Genomic DNA, 26,654 nt, shown 5'->3' on the forward strand with positions numbered 1-26,654 from the left:
AAGCAGGAGTGGGCGGCACCAGGCACCCGGTGCCGCCCACTCCTTGCCTAGCTGCGCCGTCAGGAACCGATCAGCGCGGTGATCTGGGTCTCGTTGTGTACAGCTCCCGACCACACCCGTATGTCGGATACGCGGGCTGCGAGGAAGTGCTTCCAGGTTCCGGCGGACAGCCCCTTGGCGATTGTGAGCTCTCCGGTGCCGAGTTTGGCCGTGAACGTCTTCGGAACAGCGTCGAGCTCCGTGCCGACGCGGAGTGAGATCGTGCCGTCCTGGGCGTCGTACACCCCGGTCAGGCGGACAGGGGTATCCAGTTCGGACTCCTTGTCGGACCGGACCGAAGAGAAGGTGCCATCCGTGTTGAGCCGCCCGAAGTGCCAATAACCCACTGGCACTTCTTTCTCGACCATGTCCTTCGTTCCATCCGGGAGCGTGATCTCGACAAGGTCCAGCTTGGTCTCAGCGGCTTGGTACCACAAACCCCAGGCCGAGCCGTCCGCTGTGCGCTGCCCGAGAACCTGGCCGACATAGCCAACGCTCTTCGCGTTGATCTTGGTCTTGTCCAGAGCCACCTGAGTCGTCACCGTGAACGACCCCGTGTCATCGACCAACGGGCCCTTGTACGTAGCAGAGTCGTCGACGCCGTCGAAAACGAGGTCCTCGCCGTCCCCCGTGGCGCCGCCCGCCAGCGTCAGAGCCTTGCCGTATCCGGATGACGTGTCGGCGACTGTCGTTCCGGAGGCTCCGCCAGGGGACCAGTCGGCCACGAGTTCGGCCGCGTTGAAGCCGCCCGGCAGGAGGGCGCTCGCCTCATCAAGGATGTCCGAGGCATCCACCTTGCTCTGCCAGACGTTGACCTCGTCGATCGAACCTTTCCAATGGTCGTAGTACGCACCACGCCACCAAGCTCGACCAATCTGGAACTTGCCCGTGGACGTCCACGACGGGGCCACCTGGTCCGTTCCCTGGAGCTTGCCGTTGACGTAGAGGGTGATCTCTGTGTTGGTAGCGTCGTAGACGGCTGCGAGATGAGTCCACACGCCGAGGGTGGCCAGCTCCTTGGACTGCACGAACTGGGTGGTCAGGTTGCCGTCCGTGGCATCCTTCGGCGAGGTGCGGATCTCCCACTTCCCCGACTCAGAGCGATACCCAAGGTAGAAGGCGCTGTACCAACCGCCGGTCATCGTGCCGTCCTGGCTCAGCGCCGTTTGATTCTGGCTACCGTCCTCCAACCTGACCCAGGCGGAAATCGTGTAGGAAGAGCCGGTCGTCACTACGGGCCCGGCGGTGGAGGCATAGCCGGTGGTGCCGCCGAGTGAAAGGCCCGTGTCCACCACCTGCGGATCCAGAAGCGCCCCGTCCTTGTCATGGGTGATCACTCCTTGGCGGCCGCGATTGTCGCGAGTCACGGCCCCGTACAAGGTCGCGTGGGACAAACCCCCGTCCGGTGCGTTGTCGAGTGCCGCGCCGGATGTCTCCGTGAACTGCCATCGGCCGACAGGATCAGCTCCCTTGGCGACTCTGAAGTCATGTGCCGCCTGGGTGCCCCATCGCCCTTGCGGGTCCTCGGCTCGGACGAGGAGCGTGTACGTACCGGCCGCGGGTGGCTTGATCGTCACCGTTGCAGTTGAACCAGCCACTTCAGCCCAGTAGCCGTTGGAGAGGCGGTAGTGGTACGACACGACGGTGTCGCCGGCGGCAGGCTTGAAGGAAACCGTGCCAGGTACGCCAGGGGCGCCGTAGAAGGGACAGCTGTTTGGATCGGAACACGGCTTGTAAGGGCTTCCGAAGGTGACGATGGGTGCCTTCGGCGCCGTCGGGTCGACCATGAAGTAGCACCAGGGCGCATACCCCGAGGCAGATGCCTGGACGTTGGCGTCGGTGAATACTTGGGTGGCGGCCGAGTAGCGGTAGAGGCGCCCCTCGGTCAGCTTCGTGGGCCACAGTGCCGTGGTCTTCCAGTTGTCCGGGACAGTGCTGGTACTCGGACTCGCCATACCACTGCCGGACCAGACGCCGTCAGAAACCCAATACTCAAGGCGCATCCACGTCCTCAGTTTGGCCTGAGCCTCGCCGCCAGGAGCAGTCTGCGGGGTTGCGGTAAAAGTGGGCTGCGGAGAGTCCAATATTGCCGGGTCCGCACCGTCGGTGTCGCATATCCGGCTGCTACCGCTCACGATGCCGACGTTGGTCGGCAATGCCGGTTTGGCGACGTACAGCACCCTCAGGACCGCGTCATTCCTGAAGCGCTTCCACGCCGAGGTGTCAGTCTCACTCCCCGCCCGGAGCTCCAACGTCAGCCGCGAGAACTTGCCGGCTGCGAAGGCCTGCACCGTTGGCGTGAGGTTCTCGTTCGGTTCCTGCGGGTTGTCGTTGAACTCGATCGGAGCGTCAGGAGAGTCCGGATCACACAGCGATCCGCGTCCGGCGGACACCCACAGATCGGCCATCCAGTCGAGCTCGGCGGGCCGGGACGCCCAGGTGGTGGCCGAGGAGATGTTGTTCGTTCGAACCAGGTCAACCTGCCGGGGATCGCACTGGAAGGACCACGGCTCGGTCACCGCGAACGTAGCGTCCAGCACCTGCTTGCCCTTGAGGTTGTCAGGAGCGAACTCGAAGTACAGACGCTGAACGTAGCCGGGGCCGCAGTAGTAGCCGTTCCAGCTGCCGCATTCGCCGACGCCCTGACCGCGCTCGTCGTCGCCGTTTCCCCACAAATAGGACTCGTAACCGTCGTTGCGAAGCAATGTCCGCTCCGACTCACCCCACGTCACTGTCGGGTCGATGAACAACGGGTAGTCCTCGGACGCGGTACTGCTGAGCATCCCGGCGTCCGGAACGACAGTGAGCGCATCTGCCTTGACATCGACATCCATGCGGGCGACGTTGTCACCCTGCCCCGGCTGCAGGCCGGTACCGGAAGGAGCCAGTTCAGACGGGTCGGCAGGACCCGACGGCGCGTCATTCGCCGCTACGACAGTCTGCCGCACCAGCTGTGGCGCCAAGCCAGGCGCGTCATCAACCTTTCCGGCCGAGTCCCACATTCGAGCCGGCGGAGCACGGAAGACAGTGGCCCCGCTGCCGTCGACTGCAGCAAGACTCCCGGCAGCACCTTCCCGAACAGTCAGGGCATGTGCCTTCAGACCGAAAGTGAGCTTCTTGAGTGCCGGGTTCGCCGCTGCTGCCGGCGTCTTGACCACCAGTACTTGCTGGAAGCTCTCAACTGTCGCGGTCAGCTTCAGGTCGACGTCAGGCAGCACATCGTGGTAGACCGCGTTCGCTCCGTCGACTTCAGGAACTGGCAGATCGCCCGGCCAATCGAGCTGAAGCGAGCGACCGCGATCGGCGATCTCGACCAGCGGGGCAGCGCTGCCACCCCCAGAGAACGACATCGCCGCAGACGCGGCTTTGGGGCCAATCGACCCGTCCTCACGCCGCTCCAGCGTCGGGTCCGGCACCTGCCAGCCGCCGCCGGGTTTCGCTACGCGCACCGGCACCGTGTGCTGCTCCAACGTGAAAGTGAACCCGTCGGGGTTCGCGAACACGCTTGCTCGCTCGGAGCGCTTGCTCTCGACCTCGACACGCTGGCCGGACTCCCTCGCCGTCTCCAGTGCGAGGTCCGCCTCGCCAAGAACGGGCGAATCAACGGTTGGCGCGGCTGCCCGTGCAGCAGGAGATGGAACCACCAACCCCATGGCCAAAGCTGACAGGGCGACTCTCGTGCTCCAGGCACGTCGAAACGCCCGACGTCTCTTCACAATCTCCACCCCTGCTTAACGCAACGCTCACAGTAGGTGGGTCACCCAACGGTGTGATCAACGGCAGGTCAAGGCGCGTTCAGTGAATATGGCAAGTTGAGCGAGGAGCGTAGGAGTCCGGCGCCCTGCATCAGGTCGAACGCGTACATCGCCTCTCTGGATGCAACCCGACATGCGCGGAGGTGCGCATCGGGTTCCGGCTGTCGGACTTCCCGAGCTGGGTGCGATCTTCCTTCTGTCGGCTTCACCGGAACTCGCTGCTGAGCTGACCGCATTGGCTGCTGTCCTGGACACGGCGGCTGTTCCGGCCGTGGGTGCCGCGGTACGAACCGGTGGAGTTCACCACGCGCTCCGGGATCGCCGTGGGCTCCCGGCGGCCGGTCATTGAGGCGGCGGGCCGTAAGTCCTCGCTCAGGATGCTCTACGGCTCGCGCGTGATGTTGGTCCGCCGGCTGTCGGCGTTGTCCAGGTGAGGCCCGAATTTAATCAGTGGTGCCGTGTCCTGGGGTGGGGCTATGGTTCTGCTCGTTCCAAGGCGCGGCTGTGCCGCTGCCCAGGGCATGGTGTTGGTTCGTTGAGGAGAAGCAGGAGGTGAGGACATTGATGACTGTCACGGTGACGGGCTCTGCCCGCATTCAGGAGTTCATCGTTCCCACCCCTGTGGTCTCCGGCTGACACCCACTCCACTTCCGCGCGCTCGGAGCGCGCTGCCGGGGCCACCCTTCGAAGGGTCCCCCTTGTTCAACGCTTCGCTCCACCCGTCTTCTCTTTCCGCTGTCCAGCACCCGCTCGCCGTCTACGGCTGGGACGAGGGCTGGGAGGCCGAGTTCGCCCCGTACGCCGCTCAGGGTCTGGTTCCGGGCCGGGTCGTCCGGGTCGATCGCGGTCAGTGTGATGTGGCCACCCCTGACGGCGTCGTCCGTGCCGATACCGCGTTCGTCGTTCCTCATGACCCGATGAAGGTCGTGTGCACGGGGGACTGGGTCGCCATCGATCCCGAGGGCCGTGACCCGCGGTACGCGCGGACGATCCTGCCTCGGCGGACCGCCTTCGTCCGGTCGACGTCGTCCAAGCGTTCCGAGGGCCAGGTGCTGGCCACCAACATCGATCACATCGTCATCTGTGTGTCGCTCGCGGTCGAACTCGACCTCGGGCGGATCGAACGGTTCCTCGCGCTCGCGATGTCCAGTTCGAGCGGTGAGGCACTGCTGCGTAAGTCGGCGAACTCCTGGGAGTCCGGTGCCCAGCCGACCGTGGTCCTCAGCAAGGCGGACCTCGTCCCCGACCCGACCGGCCTCTCGTACCTCGTCGAGGACGTCGAGACGGTCGCCCCCGGCGTCCAGGTGCTGCCCCTCAGCTCGGCCACGGGCGAAGGACTCGACGTGCTCTCCGCCGTCGTCGCGGGCGGCACGACCGTGCTGCTCGGCGTCTCCGGCGCCGGGAAGTCCACCCTCGCCAACGCCCTCGTCGGCGAGGACGTGATGGACGTCCGAGCCGCCCGTGACATCGACGGCAAGGGCCGCCACACCACCACCACCCGTAACCTCTTCGCCCTGCCGGGCGGGGGAGTCCTCATCGACACCCCCGGACTGCGCGGCGTCGGGCTCTGGGACGCCGAGGCCGGCGTCGGGCAGGTCTTCGCCGAGATCGAGGAACTGTCCCGGGACTGCCGCTTCCACGACTGCGCCCACGAGGCGGAGCCGGGCTGCGCCGTCGCGGCGGCGATCGAGGACGGCTCCCTGCCGGTCCGCCGGCTGGAGAGCTACCGCAAGCTGATCCGCGAGAACCGGCGGCTCGTGGCCAAGACCGACGCCCGGATGCGCACCGAGATGCTCAAGGACTGGAAGCGCAAGGGCGCCGAGGGGCGCCAGGCGATGGAGCTGAAGCGGGGGCGCGTCCGCTGACGGGACAACGGTACGGAGGGGAGCGCGGCGCTCCCCTCCGTACCGCCCCCGCACGCCACCCGCGCCTGCCCCCTCCGTTTCGCGCCCCCGTACCGTCGTGTCCGAAAACCGCGAGCCCGGTGTCCTCCGGGGCCGCACACTGGGAGGCGTGAAGGACGACGACACCCGCTACGAGGCGGTCAGCAGCAGGGACGCCCGGTTCGACGGCGAGTTCTTCTTCGCCGTACGGACCACCGGAATCTACTGCCGTCCCAGCTGCCCCGCCGTCACCCCCAAACGGCAGAACGTCGCGTTCTTCCCGACGGCCGCCGCCGCCCAGGGCCACGGCTTCCGGGCCTGCCGCCGCTGCCGCCCGGACGCCGTGCCCGGCTCGGCGGCCTGGGACGTACGGGCCGATGTCGTCGGGCGCGCCATGCGGATGATCGGCGACGGCGTCGTCGACCGCGAAGGCGTGCCCGGGCTCGCCGGACGCCTCGGCTACAGCACCCGGCAGGTACAGCGCCAGCTCACCGCCGAGCTGGGCGCGGGGCCCGTCGCGCTCGCCCGCGCCCAGCGGGCGCACACCGCCCGGCTGCTGCTCCAGACCACCGGACTGCCGGTCACCGAGATCGCCTTCGCGGCCGGATTCGCCAGCGTCCGCCAGTTCAACGAGACCATCCGGCGTGTCTACGCCCGCACCCCCAGCGCCCTGCGAGCCGAGGCGGGCAGCGGCGCCGGAGCCCGTACCGCCCTCGCCGCCGGGGTGCCGCTGCGGCTCGCCCACCGGGGGCCGTACGCGGCCGACGAGGTCTTCGACCTGCTCGCCGCCGAGGCCGTGCCCCGGGTGGAGGAGGTCGTCGGCGCCCCCGGCGCCCGCACCTACCGGCGCACGCTCCGGCTCCCGTACGGCACCGGGGTCGTCTCCGTCGACGAGCGGTCCGCCGGGCGCTGGCTGGAGGCCCGTATCCACCTCACCGAGCTGCGCGACCTGACCACCGCCGTGCACCGGCTGCGCCGCCTCTTCGACCTGGACGCCGACCCGTACGCGGTCGCCGAGCGCCTCGGCGCCGCCCCCGGGCTCGCCGCCGAGGTGGCCGCCCGGCCCGGCGTCCGCTCCCCGGGCACGGCCGACCCCGAGGAATTCGCCCTGCGGACCCTCCTCGGGGCCCGGGAGGCCGCCCGGATCGTCGAGACGCACGGCACGGCGCTGGCCACCGCCTGCGGCACCCTCACCCATGTGTTCCCCGAGCCCCGGGCCCTCACCGGCCACCCCGTCGCGGGCCCGCTGGCCCGCGCGCTCGCCGTCGGAACCGTACGCCTCGACCCCGGCGCCGACCGCGACGAGGCCGAGCGGGCGCTGCTCGCCGTCCCCGGTGTCACCGCCGGCTCCGCCGCCCTGATCCGGATGCGGGCGCTCGGCGACCCGGACGTGCCCCCGGCGGGCGGTCCGGACGCGGAGGAATGGCGTCCCTGGCGCTCGTACGCGACGCGCTACCTCAGGACGCCGCTCCGGGGGACGCCGTCGCAGGGGCCTCCGCAAGACCCCAGCTGTGGATCCGGCGCGGATGGATCCGGATCACCTCCTCGCTGAAATGCGGGCCCAGGGCGTGCGAGCCCACGAGGAGTTCCGCCTCGCCCCGGATCTCGACGCCCCGCACCCGCCAGGGGTGCACGGACGCGAGGTCGTCGACGACCAGTGCCACCTTCGGGTTCTGCCGCAGGTTGCGCCACTTCTTCGTACGGCCCATGGCGAGACCGCCCACCAGGACGGTGCCGTCCTCCTGCGGGAAGAAGCCCACCGGGTTCGCCTGCGGCTGTCCGGACGGGTCGACCGTGGCCATCCGGGCGAGCCGCCGCCCCTCGGTGAGATAGGCGAGTTCCGCTTCGCTGAAGCCCTCGAAATCCCTCATACGTCCAGGATCGCGCCGTTCTCGGCGGGGCGGATCGGCCACCGGACCGATTCCGGCTCCCTCCTGCGGACCAGGACCAGGCGCGTCCGCAGCCTGCCCCCGTCCTCAGCCCCAGATCACCGCGCCCGCCCACGCCCCCACGATCAGCAGGCAGGCGAACAGCTCGACCAGCACGCTCGTCCCCGCCGCCCGCATCACCGCCCGGGTCGCCGCCCCGGCCTGCCCGTGGCCGCCCAGCCGCAGCCGCTCCGAGAGGTAGATCCCGCCGATGAAACCGGGGATCGCGCCGAGCACCGGAATCAGTACGAAGCCCAGGATCGCGCCCGCCCCGGCGTACGCCACCATCCGCCGGGTGATGCCCACGCCCCGGAAACGGCGGGGTGGCAGCTGCCATACGACCACCTGGGTGAGCAGCAGCAGACCCGTCGCGGAGGCCAGCAGGATCCAGGCCAGGTCCGTCCGCTCGTGCAGCGACCACCACAGCATCGCCGCCCACACCAGCCACGTCCCCGGCACGCCGGGGGTGAGCACCCCGAACAGACCGAGCAGCATCACCGTCGCGATCAGCAGGAGCTGCCACACACCCATCTGTCAAGGGTGCAGGATTCCGGGTGTCCCCGCAGGTCAAGGGCGACGGACGGAGTACGCGGCAGTCAGCCGCGCGCCACCCACCCCTTCTCGTACGCGTGCCAGCCCAGCTGCAGTCTCGTCGTGACCCCGGTCAGCTCCATCAGGCCCTTCACCCGCCGCTGCACCGTCCGCAGCCCCAGGTCCAGCTGCTTCGCCACGCTCGCGTCCGTCATCCCGGCCAGCAGCAGCGACAGGATCTCCAGGTCCATGACATCCGGGCCCGGAGCCTCGTCCTCGGTGATCTGCGCGCCCGCCCCGAGCCGCAGCGGCAGCGCCTCCCGCCACACCGACTCGAACAGGCCCGTCAGCGATTCGAGCAGTCCGCTCGCGTGCACCACGATCGCCGCCGGTTCCACGCCCCGCCCGGTCAACGGCACCATCGCCAGGTTCCCGTCGGCGACCACCAGCTTCGTCGGCACCCGGTCCGCGACCCGGATCCTCTCCTCGCGGCCGAGCGCCGCCGAGAGCTCCAGCAGCCCGGAGGGGAGCGTCAGCACCTCGCGCTCGATGACCACCCGGTAGCGCACCCCGCGCCCCGCCGCCTGTTCCTCCGCGTCGTTCTCCAGACCGGAGACCGCGATCGGCTTGCCCGTCACCAGGGCGCAGACCTCGTCCTGCGCGCCCAGCTGGAGCTGGAGGAAGCGGTGGGTGACGGCGCTCGCGCCGGTCACCACCTCCACCAGGTCGTGCACGGCCGCCTCCGCCGCCTCCGCCCGGTACTCCTCCGCGAGCAGCGCCGCCGCCAGCTCCGCCTGCTCCAGCTCGTGCCGCTGCTGGGTCAGCAGGGCGCCGAGCGCCACCCCCGGGGGCGCCGCCACCCAGCGCCCGGTCCGGGCCGAGGACTGCGCGGCGAGGCCCTGCGACTCCAGACGGCGCAGCGCCCGCTCGGTGTCGTGCTCGGGCAGCGCGAGCCGGTGCGCGAGGTCGGTCACCTCGGCCGCGCCCAGCGCGACCAGCGCCCGGTACGCGGACTCCTGGCGCTCGTCGAGTCCTATCGCTCCCAGCATGGATTGCCCCACCCCTCGCCCCACCTCCGGCGGGCGTACCGGATCTTCCCGGGACATTCACCGGAGGCATTCGTTCCGTTGGTGACCTGGCGGGAAACGGCCACGGCGTATTCCCGCCTTGCCCATCATCCCTGCACCGCCCTCACCTCTGCCAATGTGGCGCCACCGCAGCACCAACAACCTCTGGAGACGGGCGTCTTGCGCCCTTTTTCCGGAATCAGATGGGGAGAGCGATGCGCCCGATTTCGCGTACGGCCCTGGGAGCGGCGACCGCCGTCGTCCTGGCCGTCACCGCAGTCGCGCCGTCCATGGCGAATGAGCCGCAGGACGGCACGACCGGCAAGAGACCACCGGCAGGCAGCGAGGCCTCGGCCCGCGCCGGCGACCGCGCCGCCACGGTGACCCTGGTCACCGGCGACCGCGTCGTGGTCACCCGCGACGCCGAGGGCAACCCGGCCGCCACGGCCCTGCCCCGCGAGGACGGCACCTTCCCCCTGGTCCAGACCCGCCGCTCCGGCCAGGACCTGTACGTCTACCCCGAGGGCGCCACCGCCGCGCTCGCCGCGGGACGCGTCGACGAGGAACTCTTCAACGTCACCGGACTCGTCCGCCAGGGCTACGACGACGCCGCCACCGGCACGCTCCCCCTCATCGCGGTCTACGGCTCCGACCTCGCCCGCTCCGTCCCCGCCGCCCCGCGCGGCGCCAAGCGCGGGCAGGTCCTCAGGACCGTCGACGGCGTCGCGCTCAAGACGGACAAGAAGCAGGCCGCCACCTTCTGGGCCGACGTCAACACCCCCACGGCCCGCTCCGCCGCCGGGATCACCAAGCTCTGGCTCGACCGCAAGGTCCAGGCCACATTGGAGCGCTCCACCAAGCAGGTCCACGCCCCCGAGGCCTGGGCCGCCGGCTACGACGGCACGGGCACCAAGGTCGCCGTCCTCGACACCGGCGCCGACGCCGAGCACCCCGACCTCAAGGGCCGGATCGCCGCCTCGGAGAACTTCACCGACTCCGAGACCACCGGCGACCGCCAGGGCCACGGCACCCACACCATCTCCACCGTCGGCGGCTCCGGCGCCGCGAGCGGCGGCAAGAAGAAGGGCGTCGCGCCCGGCGCGGCCCTCCTCAACGGCAAGGTCCTCAACGACTCCGGCTCCGGCGCCGCCTCCTGGATCATCGCCGGCATGGAGTGGGCCGTCGCCCAGGGCGCCGACGTGGTCTCGATGAGCCTCGGCAGCCCCGTGCCCACCGACTGCACCGACCCGATGAGCGTCGCGGCCGAGGAACTCGCCCAGAACAAGGGCACGTTGTTCGTCATCGCCGCCGGCAACTCCGGGCCGACCCTCAACACCGTGTCCTCGCCCGGCTGTGCGCCCAGCGTGCTCACCGTCGGCGCCACCGACCGCGACGACTCCACCGCGTACTTCTCCAGCCGCGGCCCGACGATCGTCAACCACACCCTCAAGCCCGAGATAGCGGCGCCCGGCGTCGGCATCTCCGCCGCCGCGGCCGGCGGCCGGGGCGTATACGCCTACCGGTCCATGTCCGGCACGTCGATGGCCACCCCGCACGTCGCGGGCGCAGCCGCCATCGTCAAGCAGCGCCACCCCGACTGGACCGCCCAGCAGGTCAAGGCCGCACTGGTCGCCTCCGCCGAGAGCTCCGTGCCCGGCGACGTCCGCGAGGTCGGCGGTGGCCGCCTCGACGTCAAGGCCGCGATCGACCAGACGGTCCTCGGCGCCCCCGCCGTCCAGGGCGGCACCTTCAACTGGCCGCAGGACAAGAGTGACCGCACCACGGTCTCCGTCCCGTACACCAACACCTCCGACGCCGCCGTCACCCTGAACCTGGCGGTCGAGCGGGTCACCGGCAACGACGGCTCCAGTGTGCGGAGTTCGGTCGCCCGCCTCGGCAGGCGTACCGTCACCGTCCCGGCCGGCGCCACCGTCCAGGTCCCGCTGGACCTCGACCCCTCGGCCCGCCTCGAAGCCGCCCAGTACGGCGACGTCACCGGCCGCGTGCTCGCCACCGGCCCCGGCGGCGTCCATGTCTCCACCCCGTTCTCGCTGTACGTCGAGCCCGAGACGGTCACCCTCCGCGTCAAGATGATCGACCGTCAGGGCAAGCCCGCCGACGGAGCCTCCTCCCTCGACATCATCGGCACCGACGACGCCAGCGGAGAGCGCCGCTTCAACGAGGGCGCCGCCGACCAGGTCTACCGCCTGCGCCCCGGCAGCTACTTCCTCTCCTCCTTCGTCACCACCCCCGACGCGGGCGAGGGCGCCAGGCTGTACGACTCGATCAGCTACCTCGGCCGCCCCCAGGTGGAGCTGAAGAAGGACACCACCGTCGTCCTCGACGCCCGCAAGGCCCACAAGCTGTCGGTGAAGGCCGACCGGGCCACCGAACTCCGGGGCGCCACCCTCGCGTTCGCCCGCTCCTGGGACGACTCCTGGCTGCACGCCGGAACCGCCACGGGCCCGCGCACCATCCGCGGCTACTACGCCTCGGTCGAAGGCCGGGCCGACGAGGGCGACTTCGAGTTCGGCAGCTACTGGCGCGCCGCAGCCCCGCAGATCACCTCGCTGCGCACCACCGACGGCCTGGCGCTGCACCCGCTGACCGCCTCCATCGCCTCCGACAACCTCGACGGCACCGGCTCCGCCCGGCTCGTCGACGCCGGTACGGGCACCCCGGAGGAGCTGAAGGCCGCCGGCGTCCAGGGCCGTATCGCCCTGGTCCGGCTGCCCGACGACTCCACCGCGGCGGGCGCCATCGCCCGCAACGCCAAGACCGCCGGCGCCGTCGCCGTCGTCGCGTACCACTCGGCCCCGGGCCGCTGGTACCCGGGCGGTGGCTTCACCGGACTGGGCCTGCCGACCCTCTCCGTCCCCGCCGACGAGGCGACCGCACTCCTCGGCAGGCTGGCGGCCGGCGAGGTCACCCTCGCCTGGAAGGCCACCGCGAAGAGCCCGTACGTCTACAACCTCGCCTTCCCCGAGACCGCCGCGATCCGCGACGACAAGAACTACCGGGTCCGCGACGGGCAGTTGGGCCGCACGGACGCGAGCTACGGCTCGTCCGGCGTCGCCACCGACTTCACGGACTTCCCGGCCGCCCACCGCCCGAACGGCGTCGCCGTCTCCTTCGGCTCCCTGGAGACCGTCCCGGCGCCCGGCACCCGCACCGAGTACTACTCCACCGGTGACACCGCCTGGTCGCAGATGGTCAACAGCAGCTTCCCGTTCGGTGAGCTGATGATGGGCGCACACCGCACGTACACGCCCGGCGAGAAGCGCACCGAGAAGTGGTACGACGGCGTCATCGCCCCCACCGCCCCGCGCGACACCACCGGCAAGCCGGTTCTCGCGGCCGAGCGACAGGGCAACATCATCGGCTTCGCCGCCGCCATGTGGGGCGACAGCACCCACTACGCCGAGGCCGGCTCCTTCGGTGACATCGGCAATGTGCGCCTCAGCCGCGACGGCGAGGTCCTGGGCGAGAACGGCTGGCCCTTCGGTGCCTTCGAGGTACCGGCCGAAGCCGGGACGTACACCCTCGAACAGAACATCATGAAGTTCGGCAGCAAGGTGTGGGCCCGCTCCACCTCCGTCAACTCGGTGTGGAAATTCACCTCCAAGCTCGACGAGAGCGTCTATTCTCAGGGCATCCCGATTCTCTTCCCCCGGTACGACCTGCCGGAGGACGGACTCAAGACCCTCGCCGCGACCGACGGCCAGCAGATCGGCCTCACCGCGACGGGTCACGCGGGCTACACCCCCGCTGCGCTCACCTCGGCGAAGCTCTCGTACTCCTATGACGGGGGTACGACCTGGACCGAAGCGCGGGTCTCCCAGCAGGGCGGACAGTGGACCGCGACCGTGAACCACGCGGGCGCGGCCGGCAAGCCGGTCACCCTGAAGACCGAACTGACGGACGCCAACGGCAACTCCGTCACCCAGACCGTGGTCCGCGCCTACGACGTGCGCTGATCACGCCGGTCCGCCGGGCGTCCTTCCCGTGGGGGGTGGGGCCGCCCGGCGGACCACCCATTTGCAGCAACGGTTTTCCTGATGTCCCGTTTTCGGATCCCCCGCGCCGTGGAAAATAGGGGCATGACTCAGCAGGGGGACAACTGGTGGGACAAGCTCTACGACGAGTCGGCGCCGGACACGGCCCCGACGGTCTCGGGTGACACGCTCGACGACCACTTCGCCACGGCACCCCGAGGCCCGGACCCGAAGGCGGTCCCGGCCCCGGAAGGGGCCGCGCCCCCGGGCGCGACGGCCGGGCCCACGCCCTGGGGGGCGCCCTGGGAGGCGCCCCGGGTCGGGCCGCGGACCTTCCCCGGGCCGCCGCCCCCGCCCCCGCCCGTCGAGGCGCCCACCGTCCAGGTCCGGGTCCCGACGACGGAACCGGTGCCTCCGGAGGCGGAGGGGGCGGAAGGACAGGATCCGGAGCCCGGCGCCGGAGCGCACGGAGACGGCGGCGGAAGCGGAGACGGGGACCTCACCGTCCAGGTCTCCGTGCCCCGCCCCCGTACCGGATTCATCGGGAGCAGACCGCCGACCTACGAGCCCGAGCCGACCGCGCTGCCCGTCGCCCGCCCCGGCGAGCTCGGCGAACTGGTCGCCGACACCGTGCTCGACGGCGCCCGCTACGGCACCTGCACCCTGCGCGCCGCCTCCGTACGCGGCGACTCCGCGCGCTACCGGGGCGAACCCCGGCGCGACGCCCTGCTCACCGCCCGCTTCGGCCACGACGAGACCGCGCTCGTCCTCGTCGCCGTCGCCGCGGGCTCCCGCGCCTCGGAGGACGCCCACCTCGCCGCCGCCGACGCCTGCCGGTGGATCGCCGAGGCCGTCTGCCGCAGCCACGCCCGGCTCTCCGAGGACATCGGCTCGGGCCGCCGAGGCGACCTGAAATCGGGACTCCACCGGCTCACCGACCGTACGTACGGCAAGCTCCGCGCCCGCGCCGCCGAGCGCGGCCTCGCCCCCGACGAGTACACCGCGTCCCTCCGCTGTCTGCTCGTCCCCGCCGACCCCGCGTGCCGCACCCGGGTCTTCTTCGGCATCGGCGGCGGTGGTCTGTTCCGGCTCCGCGACGGCTCGTGGCAGGACCTCGAACCGCTCCTTCCGGGGCCTGCCGCCGTCACCGGCGCCGCCGTCGTCGGCTTCGGCTCACCGCCCGCCGCCTCCGACCCCGTCTCCTCACTCGACGAGGCGCTCGACGAGGAGACCGAGGAGGGCGACCGGCTCACCATGGACCTGGGCATCACCACCGCCCCCGGGCCGCTCGTCGAGGAGCCGGTGCCGCCGCCCGCCGAGCCGTTCCGCTTCCGGGCCTCCGTCGCCCGCCCGGGCGACACCCTGCTGCTCGCCTCCGCCGGCCTCGCGGAGCCGATGCGCGGCGAACCGGCCCTCGCCGGCGAACTCGCGGCCCGCTGGGCGGACGCCGAAGCGCCCGGCCTCGCCGCCTTCCTCGCCGACACCCAGCTGAGAGTGACCGGGTACGCCGACGACCGTACGGGGGTGGGCGTCTGGGAGGCGTAACCGGCCGGTCCGTGTGTTGATGGAGCCATGGCCAAGCAGAACGTGGCGGAACAGTTCGTCGACATCCTCGTGCGCGCGGGCGTCCGGCGCCTGTACGGCGTGGTCGGTGACAGCCTCAACCCGGTCGTCGACGCGATCCGCCGTACCCGCGACCTCGACTGGATCCAGGTGCGGCACGAGGAGGCCGCGGCCTTCGCCGCCGGCGCCGAGGCCCAGATCACCGGGGGCCTCGCCGCCTGCGCGGGCTCCTGCGGGCCGGGCAACCTGCACCTCATCAACGGCCTGTACGACGCCCACCGCTCGATGGCCCCGGTGCTGGCCCTCGCCTCGCACATCCCGTCCAGCGAGATCGGCCTCGGGTACTTCCAGGAGACCCACCCCGACCAGCTGTTCCGCGAGTGCAGCCACTACAGCGAACTCATCTCCAACCCGAAGCAGATGCCCCGGCTGCTCCACACCGCGATCCAGCACGCCGTAGGCCGGGGCGGCGTCAGCGTGGTCTCGCTGCCCGGTGACATCGCCTCCCAGCCGGCCCCGGAGACGGCGGCGGGAACCGCCCTCGTCACCACCCGGCCCACCGTCCGCCCGGGGGACGCCGAGATCGACGCGCTGGTGCGGATGATCGACGAGGCCGAGCGGGTGACCCTCTTCTGCGGCAGCGGCACGGCCGGGGCGCACGCCGAGGTCATGCAGTTCGCCGAGCGGGTCAAGGCCCCGGTCGGGCACGCGCTGCGCGGCAAGGAGTGGATCCAGTACGACAACCCGTACGACGTCGGCATGAGCGGACTCCTCGGCTACGGCGCCGCCTACGAGGCCACCCACGAGTGCGATCTGCTGATCCTGCTCGGCACCGACTTCCCGTACAACGCCTTCCTGCCCGACGACGTGAAGATCGTGCAGGTGGACGTCCGGCCCGAGCGCCTCGGCCGCCGCTCCCGGCTCGACCTCGCCGTCTGGGGCGACGTCCGCGAGACCCTGCGCTGTGTCGCCCCGCGCGTCCGCGCCAAGACCGACCGCAAGTTCCTCGACAAGATGCTCAAGAAGCACGCCGACGCGCTCGAAGGCGTGGTCAAGGCGTACACCCGCAAGGTCGAGAAGCACGTCCCGATCCACCCCGAGTACGTCGCCTCGGTGATCGACGAACTCGCGGACGACGACGCCGTCTTCACCGTGGACACCGGAATGTGCAACGTCTGGGCGGCCCGCTACCTCAGCCCCAACGGGCGGCGCAGGATCATCGGCTCGTTCAGCCACGGCTCGATGGCCAACGCCCTGCCGCAGGCCATCGGCGCGCAGTTCACCGACCGGAACCGGCAGGTCGTCTCGCTCTCCGGCGACGGCGGCTTCTCCATGCTGATGGGCGACTTCCTCACCCTCGTGCAGTACGACCTGCCGGTGAAGGTCGTGGTGTTCGACAACTCCTCGCTCGGCATGGTCGAGCTGGAGATGCTGGTCTCCGGACTCCCCTCGTACGGGACGACCAACAAGAACCCGGACTTCGCGGCCATCGCCCGCGCCGCCGGGGCCTACGGCGTCCGCGTGGAGAAGCCCAGACAGCTCGCCGGCGCCCTCAGGGACGCCTTCAAGCACAAGGGCCCGGCCCTGGTCGACGTGGTCACCGACCCCAACGCGCTGTCCATCCCGCCGAAGATCAGTGCCGACATGGTGACCGGCTTCGCCCTCTCCGCCAGCAAGATGGTCCTGGACGGGGGAGTGGGCCGGATGCTCCAGATGGCGCGCTCCAACCTGCGCAACGTGCCCCGACTCTGAGGGAATGCGGACGATTTGGCGGGGCATGCATCCCCGTGAGCCTGTTCGACGCGATCTGTGGGTGGGGGTTATGGCCGGGGAGGCACGACAGCCGACTCAACTTCTCAGAAAGGTGGGATGCGCGGATCTCACCGCGGTGCCGGAGGTGCGACATGCCGTGCGTGAACTGCTGCGGAGATGGGGCGGACCGGGCGCCTCCGACGTCGCGGAACTGCTCACCAGCGAACTGGTGACCAACGCCCTGATCCACACCGAGCACGGGGCCGTCGTGACCGCGACGGTCGTGCCCGAGCAACTGAGGGTCGAGGTCAGGGACTTCGTCCCCGGACTCGCGCCGCCGCACGTACCGCCCGCCGACGACGGTACGCACGGCAGGGGACTCGTCCTCGTCGAGGCCCTGGCCGACTCCTGGGGCGTCGAGGACCACGGAGTGGGCAAGGTGGTGTGGTTCGAACTGAACGGCGGGGCCGCCTGAGGGGCGGCCCCGCCGGTTCGGCGCGGACAGGAGCGGTGCTCAGCCGAACTGCTGCTCCAGATCCTTGAGCTTGCGCTCCAGGGAGTCGAGACGGGGCAGCGTCTGGGTGTCGTCCTCCGCCGTGAGGTCCACCGTCCGGGGGTCACCCGTCTGGACGTCACGGCTTCCGACGGCTTGGAGGGAGGGCCGGGGTCGAAGCGGCAGTTGCCCGGGATCCGCTATGGCGGGTTCCGCGACGGCGGCCTGGACGGCCGCCGTCGCGGAACCCGAACCGGCGCCCGAACCCGAGCCGCCGCCGGACCCCGCACCCGGGCCGGGACCGGCCGGGGCGTTGAGCGCCGCCACCTCGACCTGACGACCGTCCCCCCTGCCGAGCCCGAAGGACCGGTGCTGGCGGTTGATCGCCTTGAGCCGTGCCCGGTCCAGCTTGACCTGGTCACGCCGCCGGATGCGGTTCTGCTCCTTCTCCCGCCGGTCCTCGCGCACCTCGTCGACGGCCTCGTCCAGGGTCCGTACGCCTTCGAGCAGCATCAGCGACCAGGCGGCGAAGGTCTCCCTGGGTGCTCTCATCCACCGCACGATCCGGATCTGCGGCAGCGGGCGGGGCACAAGGCCCTGCTCGCGCAGCGCGGCCCTGCGGGTCTGCTTGAGCGCCCGGTCGAAGAGGACCGCGGCCGAGAGCGACATGCCCGCGAAGAACTGCGGGGCCCCGTCGTGGCCGAGCCCGCGCGGTGCGTGCACCCAGTTGAACCAGGCCGCCGCGCCCGCGAACAGCCAGACCAGCAGGCGCGAGCCGAGAGCCGCGTCGCCGTGGCTCGCCTCGCGGACCGCGAGCACCGAGCAGAACATCGCCGCGCCGTCGAGGCCGAACGGGACGAGATACTCCCAGCCGCCGGTGAGGTTGAGGTTCTGCCGGCCGAAGCCGACGAGTCCGTGGAAGGAGAGCGCCGCGGCGACCGCGGCACAGCAGAAGAGGAGGACGTAGGAAGCCGTGCCGTACACGGCCTCCTTGCGTCTGCGGCGCTCCTCGTTGCGTTCCCAGGAGTCCTCGGCCGCGGCCTGGTCACCGGCGCGCTTCCCGCGCGCGAGCACCGCCACCGCCGTCAGGACTCCGGCCACCATCACGCCGCCCGGAAGCAGCCAGTCCAGCGATATGTCGGTCAGTCTCATGCGGTGTCCCTTGCATCGCAGTAGGGCGTTTGGCGGCCCATACTGGCCGACCCCGTGGGGCGCACACGGTGTTTCCGGGCAAGAGCACGCCATTGGGGTCCCAGGGCATACGAATAGGTGCGATCTGGTCGAACGTTCATACAGGGGACGGGTTTTGGGTTCGATTTACGCCACCCGTCCGGGTGGCGTAATCGTCCGGGAGCCTCAGGCCGTCGCGGACAGCCGGCGGACCCGCTCGGCGTCGCAGGTGCGCGGACAGGTGAGACAGGTGTCCTCGGGGCGCAGCGTGTAGAAGAAGCAGCAGGTCGCCCGGTCGCGCGTGGCGCGCGGGGCGCCGTCGGGACCTTCGGAGCCCGTCAGCTCGCGGAAGCCGGCGGAACCCGCGTACGGCTTGTACGGCTTGGCCGTGCCCGGCATGAGGAGGTCGAGCTCGGCCATCGCCCGCCCCTCCTCGGCGAGCAGGGCGCCGATGTACCAGAGGCCCTCGACGATCTCGTCCGTGGCCATGCCCCACAGGGCCCGGCGCCCGCGCCGCATCCGGGGGCCGAAGCCGTCGAGGACCGCCTCGAAGTGCTCGGCCAGCGAGGCGCGGACCTCGGCCCGCAGGGCGTCCTCGTCGGCGACCACCCGGGCGCCGGGCAGCGCCGCCGCGGGGTCGTCCGGGAGGCAGGCGAACTCCTCGACCCGGACCGCCAGCATGCCCAGGGCGCGCTGGAAGGACACGTTCCGCGCGGGCAGCCTGGGCACCCTGCGGTCCAGGAACCAGGGGGCGGTGACGAGCAGACAGGCGGGCCAGGCGTACCGGTGGAGTCCGAAGCTCGCGACCACGTCGGGACGGGCCCGGGCGCCGTGGTCGCGCAGCACCTGCGCGTCGTCCCAGGCGAGGAAGGCGTCGAGAGCGGGGCCGCCGGCCGCCAGCTCGTCCGCGCCGACCCAGCCCGCGCCGCCCGGGAGCGGCTCGCCCCCCGCGATTTCCTGTATGCGCAGGCCGGGGAAGACCTCGGCGAGCCGGGTGTAGGAGGCCGCGACGGGCGAGGGCGAGGGGGTGGGCAACAGGGCGGGGACGGTCATGGGGGACCACCGAATCGCGAGCGTTGGCAGGTTAGCCTTACCTTATCCGATTCGGGGTGGCCTCTCACCACCGGAGACCCCCTCCCACCAGCGGGGCAGCCCTCGCGCCCGGGATGTCGGTCCGTTCGCCTATGGTGCACAGAGGGCCCCGGCGACGCGAGCCGGGCCCGGCACGAGGCCGCAGGAGGACCCGGGTGGAGCAGGGCGCAGCGCGCGAGCGGGCGACGGAGAGGCCGTCCCCGCCCTTCGGTGACGCCGTGCGCGTACCGGAACAGGGCCGCGCGGCCGAAGCGGCGGAGCGCGCGGGCGCCCACGCGGAGCACGTACGGGGGGAGCACCTCCAGGGCGAGCCGATCGAGTCCGCCCGTGGCCGCATACCGACCGTCGCCCTCGCCCCCGCGCCCCGCGTCGTACGTCACTCCGTGCGCGGCCAGATCCTCGACGCCCTCCGTACCGCCCTCGTCGACGGCGAGCTCGTCCCCGGCGAGGTGTACTCCGCCCCCGCCCTCGGCGAGCGCTTCGGCGTCTCGGCCACCCCCGTCCGCGAGGCCATGCAGCGCCTCGCCGTCGAAGGCGCCGTCGAGGTCGTGCCGAACCGCGGCTTCCGCGTCACCGAGCGCACCCCCCGGGAACTGGCCGAGCTCGCCGAGGTCCGCGCGCTCATCGAGGTCCCCGTCATGCTGCGGCTCGCCCGTACCGTCCCCGCCGCCCGCTGGGCCGCGCTCCGCCCGCTCGCCGAGGCGACCTCGACCGCCGCCGCCCGCGGCGACCGCGCCCACTACGCCGAGGCCGACCGCGCCTTCCACCGGGCCGTCCTCTCCCTCGCGGGGAACGAGCAGCTGCTCGCCGTCGCCGACGACCTCCACCGCCGCTCCCAGTGGCCCCTGATCAGCGCCCCCGCCCTCCGGCACGGGGTGCTCGTCGCCGACGCCGCCGAGCACACGGCCCTCCTGGACGCCCTGATCGCCCAGGACCTGACCGTGGTCCAGGAGCTGGTGCGGGAGCACTTCACCGGATCGGAGTGCTGAGCGCCCCGGACGACTAAGGTCATGGACGTCAGCCGCCCGTCATCGCGTCGCCCGTGAGGTGTCCCATGCCGTCCGCGACCCCGTCCCCGGCATGGGACGGACGCCGACCCGTCACCGGTACGGAAGCCGAGGCCACGGCCCTGCTCGGCTGGCTCACCGATCCCGAGGCGCCCCGGCTGTGCCTCGTCACCGGCGCCCCCGGCAGCGGCAAGACGGCCCTGCTCGGCTGGCTCGCCCGGCACGGTCCGCGCGCCGGCCGGCCCCGCAGGCGTACGGCCCGGGTGCTCGTCCCCCTCGCCGGGCAGAGCGCGCTCGGCGCGACCTGGACGATCGCGGACCGGCTCGGCGTGGTGGCCAGATCCCCGGGCGACCTCGTGCACGCCCTCGCGACCAGCGAGGCCCGGCCCGCCGGCCGCGCCGTCCTGCTCCTCACGGACCTCCACGCCGCCGCCGAACCCGAGGCGCTCACCCGGCTGATCGCCGAACTCGCGGGGGTGGGACGGGTCCGGCTCGTGGTCGAGGCCCGCAGCGGCACCCCGGCCCCCACCGTCCTGCGCGCCGAGCGCCGGGCCGTCGTCGTGGACCTCGACGGCGCACCGGACCCCGACGGCGGTCCCGACGGCGTCGCGGACGCCCCCGCCGAGCCGGCCCGGCCGCTGCCCGACCTCTCCGACCCGGTCGCGGTCTGCGTGGCCGATCCGCTGCTCGTGACCACCGCCTACCTCGCCGGAGCCGCCGCCGCGGGCCTGCCGGGCACGCTCGACGGTCCCGAAGCGCCCGCCCGGCCCGGCGAGAACGCGGCAGAGGACCACGGCGGCCTCCGCGCCGCCTGGATGCGGGCCGGACAGTCGCTCTGCCGCGAACAGCCCCCGGCCGAGCGGGCGTCGGTGCTCCTCGCCGCACTCGGCGACGGCGCGGACCCCCGACTGCGTCCCGCCCTCGCCGAGTTGGCGGAAGGTTCCCCCTGGCGGCTGCGATGGGCCCGCCACCGCGGTGACCTGACCCCGCCCTGGCCGGGCCCCGTCACCGTGCTCGGTGCGGCGGGCGGCCCCCTGGAGGGGACCCTGCTCGTCGGTGACCGCACCGGCGCCGTACGGCTGCTCCACGAGGCCGACGCGAGCCCCGCCGGGCGCCTCGCGCACACCGTCTCCGGCCGGGTCACGGCGCTCGCGCCCGCGCCCGACGGCACGGTGCTGCTCCTGGACGACCGGGGCAGGCTGCACACCGTACGGGGGACGGCGCCGCGCGCCCCCTATCTGGAGCGCCTCACGGAGGCCGTCTCGGCGACCCTGGCCCGCCACCCCGGCACGGCCCTCGCGGCCATCGGGGGCTCGGTGGTGGTGGGGGACCGGCTCGGCTCCGTACACGCCTTCGGGCTGCGGGGCCTGCACCAGGCGGCCTCGCACAGCGGCCGGGTGACGGCGGTGGCGGCGGTCGACTCCGAGACCCCGTTCGTCTGTTCCGGCGGCGCCGACGGGACGGTACGGCTCTGGACGCCGGGCCGTGACCCCCGCCCTGAGCCCCTCGCGGAGCGGCCCTCGCCGGTGGTCTCGGTCCACGCGACGCAGACCCCGCACGGCCCGCTCGTCGCCGCCGCCTGGGCCGACGGCCTCGTCGAACTGCGCCGCCCCGAGGGTGGCCGCACGCTCGCCTTCCGCCCGGGCCCCCCGGTCCGCGCGGTCGCCGTCACGGGCGCCGGCTCACTGCTGATCGGCACCGACGAGAGCCTGGTGTGTCTGGTGCCCAGGAACTGAGCCGCTCCGGGGGTTCGTCAACGACCCCCGGAGTGGGGAATTCGTCAACGTCCCTCCGGAGCGGCCGAGTTCAGGCCGTCCTGGGTGTGAGCTGGCTCGCGAGCCAGGTCGGCACCCCGCCCAGCAGGCGGAAGAGGCGGCGGGCCTCGGCGCGCAGGCGGCCCGCCTCCGGTTCCGTCTCCGTGGTGGCGAGCGCGGTCAGGGCCGGGGCCGTACCGACGAGGAAGCCCAGCTCCTCCCGGATGCGCAGCGACTCCGCGAAACCGTGCCGGGCCTCCGCCAACTCCCCCTCCCGCAGGGCGAGTCCGGCGAGGTGCCGCCAGGTGGAGGAGAGCAGCAGCGAGTCCCCCTGCGCGACCGCCCCGGCATGCGCCCTGCGGTACGCGGCGCGGGCCGCCTGCGGGGAGTCGCCGAGGTTCTGCGCGATGAGCCCGCGCCGCAGGTCGAGCAGCGGCCGGCCCTCGGCGGCGGGCGCGATCAGCGCCGCCGCACGGCCGAGCGCCATCCGCGCCTCGTCGGCCCGGTCGCGCACCCCGAGCAGCGTCGACGCGTAGGCGAGATAGCCGCGTTCGCAGGCCGCCGCCCCGCGTTCCTCGTCGGTGCGGGCCACCGCCTCGGCCGCCCGGAGCGCCTCCTCGGCGTCGGCCCAGCCCTTCTCGGTGTAGAGGCAGCGCTCGATGAGCAGCGCCGCCCGTTCGAGCGCGGCGGCCGGTTCGGAGGCGTGCGGGGCGAGCAGCGCCGCCGCGTCCGTCCAGCAGCCCCGGGAGCGGAGCCGCCATATGGCGGTCTCCACGGGAGTCTCCTTGCCGTAGGCGAGGGACGGATCTTCGCCGCCCCTTGATTCGGAACCAGACATGGCGGTATCCGCCACATTGCCCTCCCCGAGCGCGCCATTGAGCTGTTGAGTGAGACCCGCATCTCAGCACGAAGGGGAGTACCTGGCCAAGGGGTCAGGTGAAAGAATTCACAAGAGTCCGATGGATCGGGGCGCCGCCCGGCCCGGGCTGCCCGACAGGGCGTCAGATCGCCGCCGGGCCCGTGATCAGGCCCCGGCGAGGCCCCCCGGCCGGTGCGGCCGAGGGGCCCCCACCGGCCCGGACGTCACTCCACCGGACTCGCCCGAACGGGTGAAACGCGTACGGCCCGCTCAGCTCATCCTCAGGGCGAGGAAGAAGTCGAGCTTGTCCTCCAGACGGGAGAGATCGCGTCCGGTGAGCTGCTCGATCCGGCCCACCCGGTAGCGCAACGTGTTCACGTGCAGGTGGAGGCGGGTCGCACAGCGCGTCCAGGAGCCGTCGCAGTCGAGGAAGGCCTCCAGGGTCGGGATCAGCTCCGCCCGGTGCCGCCGGTCGTAGTCGCGCAGCGGGTCGAGCAGCCGGGCCGTGAACGCGCGCCGGACGTCGTCCGGCACGAACGGCAGCAGCAGCACGTGCGAGGCCAGCTCGTGGTGGCCCGCCGCGCAGACCCGGCCCGGCCGGGCGGCGGCGACCCGGCGGGCGTGCCGGGCCTCCTCCAGCGCCCCGCGCAGGCCCTCCGCCGAGTGCACGGCCGCGCTGACGCCGAGGGTGAGACGCCCGTCGTCGGCGAGACCGGCGGAGAGCGGGGCCCGCACGGCGCCGAGCAGCACGTCCGCGTGCAGGCCGAGCGCGGGGGCCGGGCCGTCGTCCTCGCTGTCCGGCAGCGGGCCCGCGGCCAGCGGCACCAGGGCGATGGCCTCGTCGCCGCTGTGCGCCACCGCGATCCGGTCGGCGGACTCGGCGCCCACGGTCGCCGGGTCGACGAGGATCTCCTCCAGGAGCGCCTGGGCGACCGGGCCGCCGTCCACCGCCGAGCCCTGGGCGGCGTCCTGCTCCCAGTCGACCCGGGCCACGACCACCTGCCAGTGCGGGGCCGTACCGAGCCCGGGCAGCAGCACCGGGGCGGCGACCCGCAGCCTGGCGGCGATCTCGGCGGGCGCCGCGCCCGTCTGCACCAGCTCCAGGACCTCCTGGGCCAGCCTGCGGCGCACCGTACGGGCCGCGTCGCGCCGGTCCCGCTCGACGGCGATCAGCTGTGTGACGCCCTGGAGCAGGTCGAGCCGCGCCGCGGGCCACTCCCCGGCGTCCGCCTCGACGGCGAGCAGCCAGTCCGAGAGGACCGTCTCGCGCACGTCCCTGGAGGCCGGGACCGCGCCCCGGCCGGTGTTGCGGATCGGGAAGAGGGAGTACGTGGTTCCGCCCGTGACGATCCGGTGCGGGCCGCGCCGGCCGGTCCGGGTGGCCGCCAGGTGCTCACCGGCCAGGGTGGCGGCGAGGGCAGCCGGAAGGGGTTCGCCGGCACCCGCGATCTGGCGGCCGGTGGGGGAGAGGACCCAGGCCCGCAGGTCCAGGTCGGAGCCGAGCAGGTCGAGGACGACCTCCGGGCCGCCGCCCGCGGGGCCCGAGGTCATGAGCCGGCGGTGCCGGTCGACGACGGCGGCCAGGTCCCCGGCCCGCTCGCCCGAGACCTGTCGAACAACGTGCTCGGTGATCGTCGCGAACGCAACGGACTCGTTCACGGCGAACAGCGGAAGCCGATGGCGCGAACACGCCTCCACGAGATCGGCGGGGATGTCCCCGAGCTCCGCCTCACCGGCCGCGAGCGCCGCGACCCCGGCCGAGGCCAGGATGCGGGCGAAGGGCTCGGCGTCGGCCGGCTCCCGCAGCCACGCGAGGCCCGTGAGGACCAGCTCGCCGCCGGAAAGGTACCGGCTGGGGTCCTTGAGGTCCGTCGTCATCACGCCGCGGACGGTCCGGTCCAGCTCGTCCTCGCCGCCGAGCAGGCGCAGCCCGAGCGCGTCGTTCTCCAGCAGTGCGCGCAGCCGCATCGTGTCGCCGCCGTTCCTGGTCAGTGGGTCGTGGGGTGTCCCGTTGTCGACGGTGGAGTGGTGCCACCGTTTCCAGGGGAAAACAGCGAGGTGACTGTTCCTCGCCTTTCGTTCGAATCTACAAGACGACGACGGGACCCAGCCAACTCCTTCATGTTTTCGGTGACTGCACCCGGGCGAGCGTGGGCTTGTGTACTAGGCCACACACCGCGTTAACAGCACATGAACATGAAGTCGAGGGCCGGCCGTCCCCCCGGAACCCTGCTGAACGACCCCCGATCACCAGAATCACTGGAAGAGAGCCACCATGGACTTCCTTCGCCCCGCCAGCTGGGAGGAGGCGCTCGCCGCCAAGGCAGAGCACCCCACGGCCGTGCCCCTCGCGGGTGGCACGGACGTCATGGTCGAGATCAACTTCGACCACCGGCGGCCCGAGTACCTCCTGGACCTGAACCGCGTCGAGCTGCTGCGCGAGTGGGAGGTCGGCGAGGAGAACGTCCGCCTCGGCGCTTCCGTTCCGTACACCCAGATCATGGAGAACCTCCGCGCCGAGCTGCCCGGTCTGGCGCTCGCCTCGCACACGGTCGCCTCCCCGCAGATCCGTAACCGCGGCGGCGTCGGGGGCAACCTCGGCACCGCCTCGCCCGCCGGAGACGCCCACCCGGCGCTGCTCGCCGCGGGCGCAGAGGTCGAGGTCGAGTCGGTGCGCGGCACCCGGTTCATCCCGATCGACGAGTTCTACACGGGTGTGAAGCGCAACGCGCTCCAGCCCGACGAGCTCATCAAGACCGTCCACATCAAGAAGGCGGACGGCCCCCAGCAGTACTCCAAGGTCGGCACCCGCAACGCGATGGTCATCGCGGTCTGCGCCTTCGGCCTGGCCCTGCACCCGGAGACCCGGACCGTGCGCACCGGCATCGGCTCCGCCGCGCCGACCCCGATCCGCGCCAAGGAGGCCGAGGCCTTCCTGAACGCGGCTCTGGAGGAGGGCGGCTTCTGGGACAACGGCAAGATCATCACCCCGTCGGTCGCCAAGCAGTTCGCCGACCTCTGCTCGGCCGCCGCCAACCCGATCGACGACGTCCGAGGCACCGCCAAGTACCGCCGCCACGCCGTCGGCATCATGGCCCGCCGCCAGCTCGGCTGGACCTGGGAGCAGTACCGCGGCGCCGGCCGCACGCTTGAGGGAGCTGCATAACCATGCGCGTCAATTTCACGGTCAACGGTCGTCCGCAGGAAGCCGACGACGTCTGGGAGGGCGAGTCCCTCCTCTACGTTCTGCGTGAGCGTCTGGGTCTGCCCGGCTCCAAGAACGCCTGCGAGCAGGGCGAGTGCGGTTCCTGCACCGTCCGTCTCGACGGAGTGCCGGTCTGCTCCTGTCTCGTCGCGGCCGGTCAGGTCGAGGGCCGCGAGGTCGTCACCGTCGAAGGCCTCGCCGAGTTCGCCAAGGACCGCGCGGAGCACGCCGGTTGCGCCTCCGGAACCTGCGGCACCTCGCTGGACGCCGCCAGGAAGTGGGAGGCCAAGCCCGGCCAGGACTCGCAGACCGGCGAGGGTGTCGAACTCTCCCCGATCCAGCAGGCGTTCATCGACGCCGGCGCCGTGCAGTGCGGCTTCTGCACCCCCGGCCTGCTGGTCGCGGCCGACGAGATGCTGGAGCGCAACCCGTCCCCGACGGACGCGGACATCCGCGAGGCGCTCTCCGGCAACCTCTGCCGCTGCACCGGTTACGAGACGATCCTCGACGCGGTCCGCCTCGCGGCCGCTCGCCAGGAGCGTCAGGGAGAGGCGGTCTGAC

The 26,654-nt window shown here is 72.1% G+C and carries 18 protein-coding genes; 10 read left to right on the plus strand and 8 right to left on the minus strand.

Going from position 1 to position 26,654, the window contains the following annotated elements:
- Positions 1-59 precede the first annotated feature (59 nt).
- A complete protein-coding gene (locus V4Y03_RS27145; protein WP_332436598.1) occupies positions 60-3,692 on the minus strand; it encodes a LamG-like jellyroll fold domain-containing protein in 3,633 nt (1,210 codons plus the stop codon).
- A gap of 800 nt (positions 3,693-4,492) precedes the next feature.
- On the opposite strand from V4Y03_RS27145, the gene rsgA reads away from it, so the two are divergent.
- Positions 4,493-5,659 (plus strand): ribosome small subunit-dependent GTPase A, encoded by a 1,167-nt coding sequence (rsgA, locus tag V4Y03_RS27150; RefSeq protein ID WP_332436599.1) that lies wholly within the window; start codon positions 4,493-4,495, stop codon positions 5,657-5,659.
- A 148-nt stretch (positions 5,660-5,807) separates the two neighbouring features.
- Positions 5,808-7,229: a bifunctional transcriptional activator/DNA repair enzyme AdaA gene (locus V4Y03_RS27155; RefSeq protein ID WP_332436600.1), complete on the plus strand. Its 1,422-nt coding sequence runs from the start codon at positions 5,808-5,810 to the stop codon at positions 7,227-7,229.
- Here V4Y03_RS27155 and V4Y03_RS27160 read toward each other — a convergent pair.
- The 3 genes from V4Y03_RS27160 to V4Y03_RS27170 form a co-directional block, all read right to left on the minus strand.
- The gene (locus tag V4Y03_RS27160; RefSeq protein ID WP_332436601.1) at positions 7,135-7,548 is read right to left on the minus strand and encodes a PPOX class F420-dependent oxidoreductase; all 414 of its coding nucleotides are present in this window, start codon (positions 7,546-7,548) and stop codon (positions 7,135-7,137) included. The genes V4Y03_RS27155 and V4Y03_RS27160 overlap by 95 nt on opposite strands.
- Positions 7,549-7,653: 105 nt before the next feature.
- Entirely contained in the window at positions 7,654-8,136 is a 483-nt protein-coding gene (locus V4Y03_RS27165; protein WP_332436602.1) for a DUF456 domain-containing protein, read from the minus strand.
- A gap of 65 nt (positions 8,137-8,201) precedes the next feature.
- A complete protein-coding gene (locus V4Y03_RS27170) occupies positions 8,202-9,185 on the minus strand; it encodes a helix-turn-helix domain-containing protein (RefSeq protein ID WP_317877839.1) in 984 nt (327 codons plus the stop codon).
- A 233-nt stretch (positions 9,186-9,418) separates the two neighbouring features.
- Between V4Y03_RS27170 and V4Y03_RS27175 the strand changes: the two genes are divergently transcribed.
- The 4 genes from V4Y03_RS27175 to V4Y03_RS27190 all read left to right on the plus strand — a co-directional run bounded on the left by V4Y03_RS27175 (position 9,419) and on the right by V4Y03_RS27190 (position 16,988).
- On the plus strand, positions 9,419-13,180 hold the full coding sequence (locus V4Y03_RS27175; protein WP_332436603.1) for a S8 family peptidase: 3,762 nt from the start codon (positions 9,419-9,421) through the stop codon (positions 13,178-13,180).
- Positions 13,181-13,303: 123 nt separating this feature from the next.
- Complete coding sequence (locus V4Y03_RS27180) at positions 13,304-14,743, plus strand: protein phosphatase 2C domain-containing protein (RefSeq protein ID WP_332436604.1); 1,440 nt, start codon at positions 13,304-13,306, stop codon at positions 14,741-14,743.
- A gap of 27 nt (positions 14,744-14,770) precedes the next feature.
- Entirely contained in the window at positions 14,771-16,513 is a 1,743-nt protein-coding gene (locus V4Y03_RS27185; RefSeq protein ID WP_317877730.1) for a pyruvate dehydrogenase, read from the plus strand.
- Positions 16,514-16,583: 70 nt separating this feature from the next.
- Positions 16,584-16,988: an ATP-binding protein gene (locus V4Y03_RS27190; protein ID WP_332436605.1), complete on the plus strand. Its 405-nt coding sequence runs from the start codon at positions 16,584-16,586 to the stop codon at positions 16,986-16,988.
- A gap of 39 nt (positions 16,989-17,027) precedes the next feature.
- Here V4Y03_RS27190 and V4Y03_RS27195 read toward each other — a convergent pair whose 3' ends face one another.
- Positions 17,028-18,158, minus strand: a complete 1,131-nt coding sequence (locus V4Y03_RS27195; RefSeq protein WP_332436606.1) for a DUF2637 domain-containing protein — start codon at positions 18,156-18,158, stop codon at positions 17,028-17,030.
- A 204-nt stretch (positions 18,159-18,362) separates the two neighbouring features.
- Positions 18,363-19,229, minus strand: coding sequence for a (2Fe-2S)-binding protein (locus V4Y03_RS27200; RefSeq protein ID WP_332436607.1), 867 nt, complete (start codon positions 19,227-19,229; stop codon positions 18,363-18,365).
- Positions 19,230-19,423: 194 nt separating this feature from the next.
- Between V4Y03_RS27200 and V4Y03_RS27205 the strand changes: the two genes are divergently transcribed.
- Both V4Y03_RS27205 and V4Y03_RS27210 read left to right on the plus strand, forming a co-directional pair.
- On the plus strand, positions 19,424-20,257 hold the full coding sequence (locus V4Y03_RS27205; RefSeq protein WP_332436608.1) for a GntR family transcriptional regulator: 834 nt from the start codon (positions 19,424-19,426) through the stop codon (positions 20,255-20,257).
- Positions 20,258-20,322: 65 nt separating this feature from the next.
- On the plus strand, positions 20,323-22,011 hold the full coding sequence (locus V4Y03_RS27210; protein WP_332436609.1) for a hypothetical protein: 1,689 nt from the start codon (positions 20,323-20,325) through the stop codon (positions 22,009-22,011).
- Between the two features lie 70 nt (positions 22,012-22,081).
- Here the strand turns inward: V4Y03_RS27210 and V4Y03_RS27215 are convergent, their stop codons facing one another.
- Both V4Y03_RS27215 and V4Y03_RS27220 read right to left on the minus strand, forming a co-directional pair.
- The gene (locus V4Y03_RS27215; protein WP_317878980.1) at positions 22,082-22,867 is read right to left on the minus strand and encodes a hypothetical protein; all 786 of its coding nucleotides are present in this window, start codon (positions 22,865-22,867) and stop codon (positions 22,082-22,084) included.
- A 291-nt stretch (positions 22,868-23,158) separates the two neighbouring features.
- Complete coding sequence (locus V4Y03_RS27220) at positions 23,159-24,856, minus strand: PucR family transcriptional regulator (RefSeq protein ID WP_332436610.1); 1,698 nt, start codon at positions 24,854-24,856, stop codon at positions 23,159-23,161.
- 307 nt (positions 24,857-25,163) lie between these two features.
- Between V4Y03_RS27220 and V4Y03_RS27225 the strand changes: the two genes are divergently transcribed.
- Both V4Y03_RS27225 and V4Y03_RS27230 read left to right on the plus strand, forming a co-directional pair.
- Complete coding sequence (locus V4Y03_RS27225) at positions 25,164-26,054, plus strand: FAD binding domain-containing protein (RefSeq protein WP_332436611.1); 891 nt, start codon at positions 25,164-25,166, stop codon at positions 26,052-26,054.
- 2 nt (positions 26,055-26,056) lie between these two features.
- A complete protein-coding gene (locus V4Y03_RS27230; RefSeq protein ID WP_317874988.1) occupies positions 26,057-26,653 on the plus strand; it encodes a (2Fe-2S)-binding protein in 597 nt (198 codons plus the stop codon).
- Position 26,654 lies beyond the last annotated feature (1 nt).

Source organism: Streptomyces sp. P9-A4, assembly GCF_036634195.1.
GTDB lineage: Bacteria > Actinomycetota > Actinomycetes > Streptomycetales > Streptomycetaceae > Streptomyces.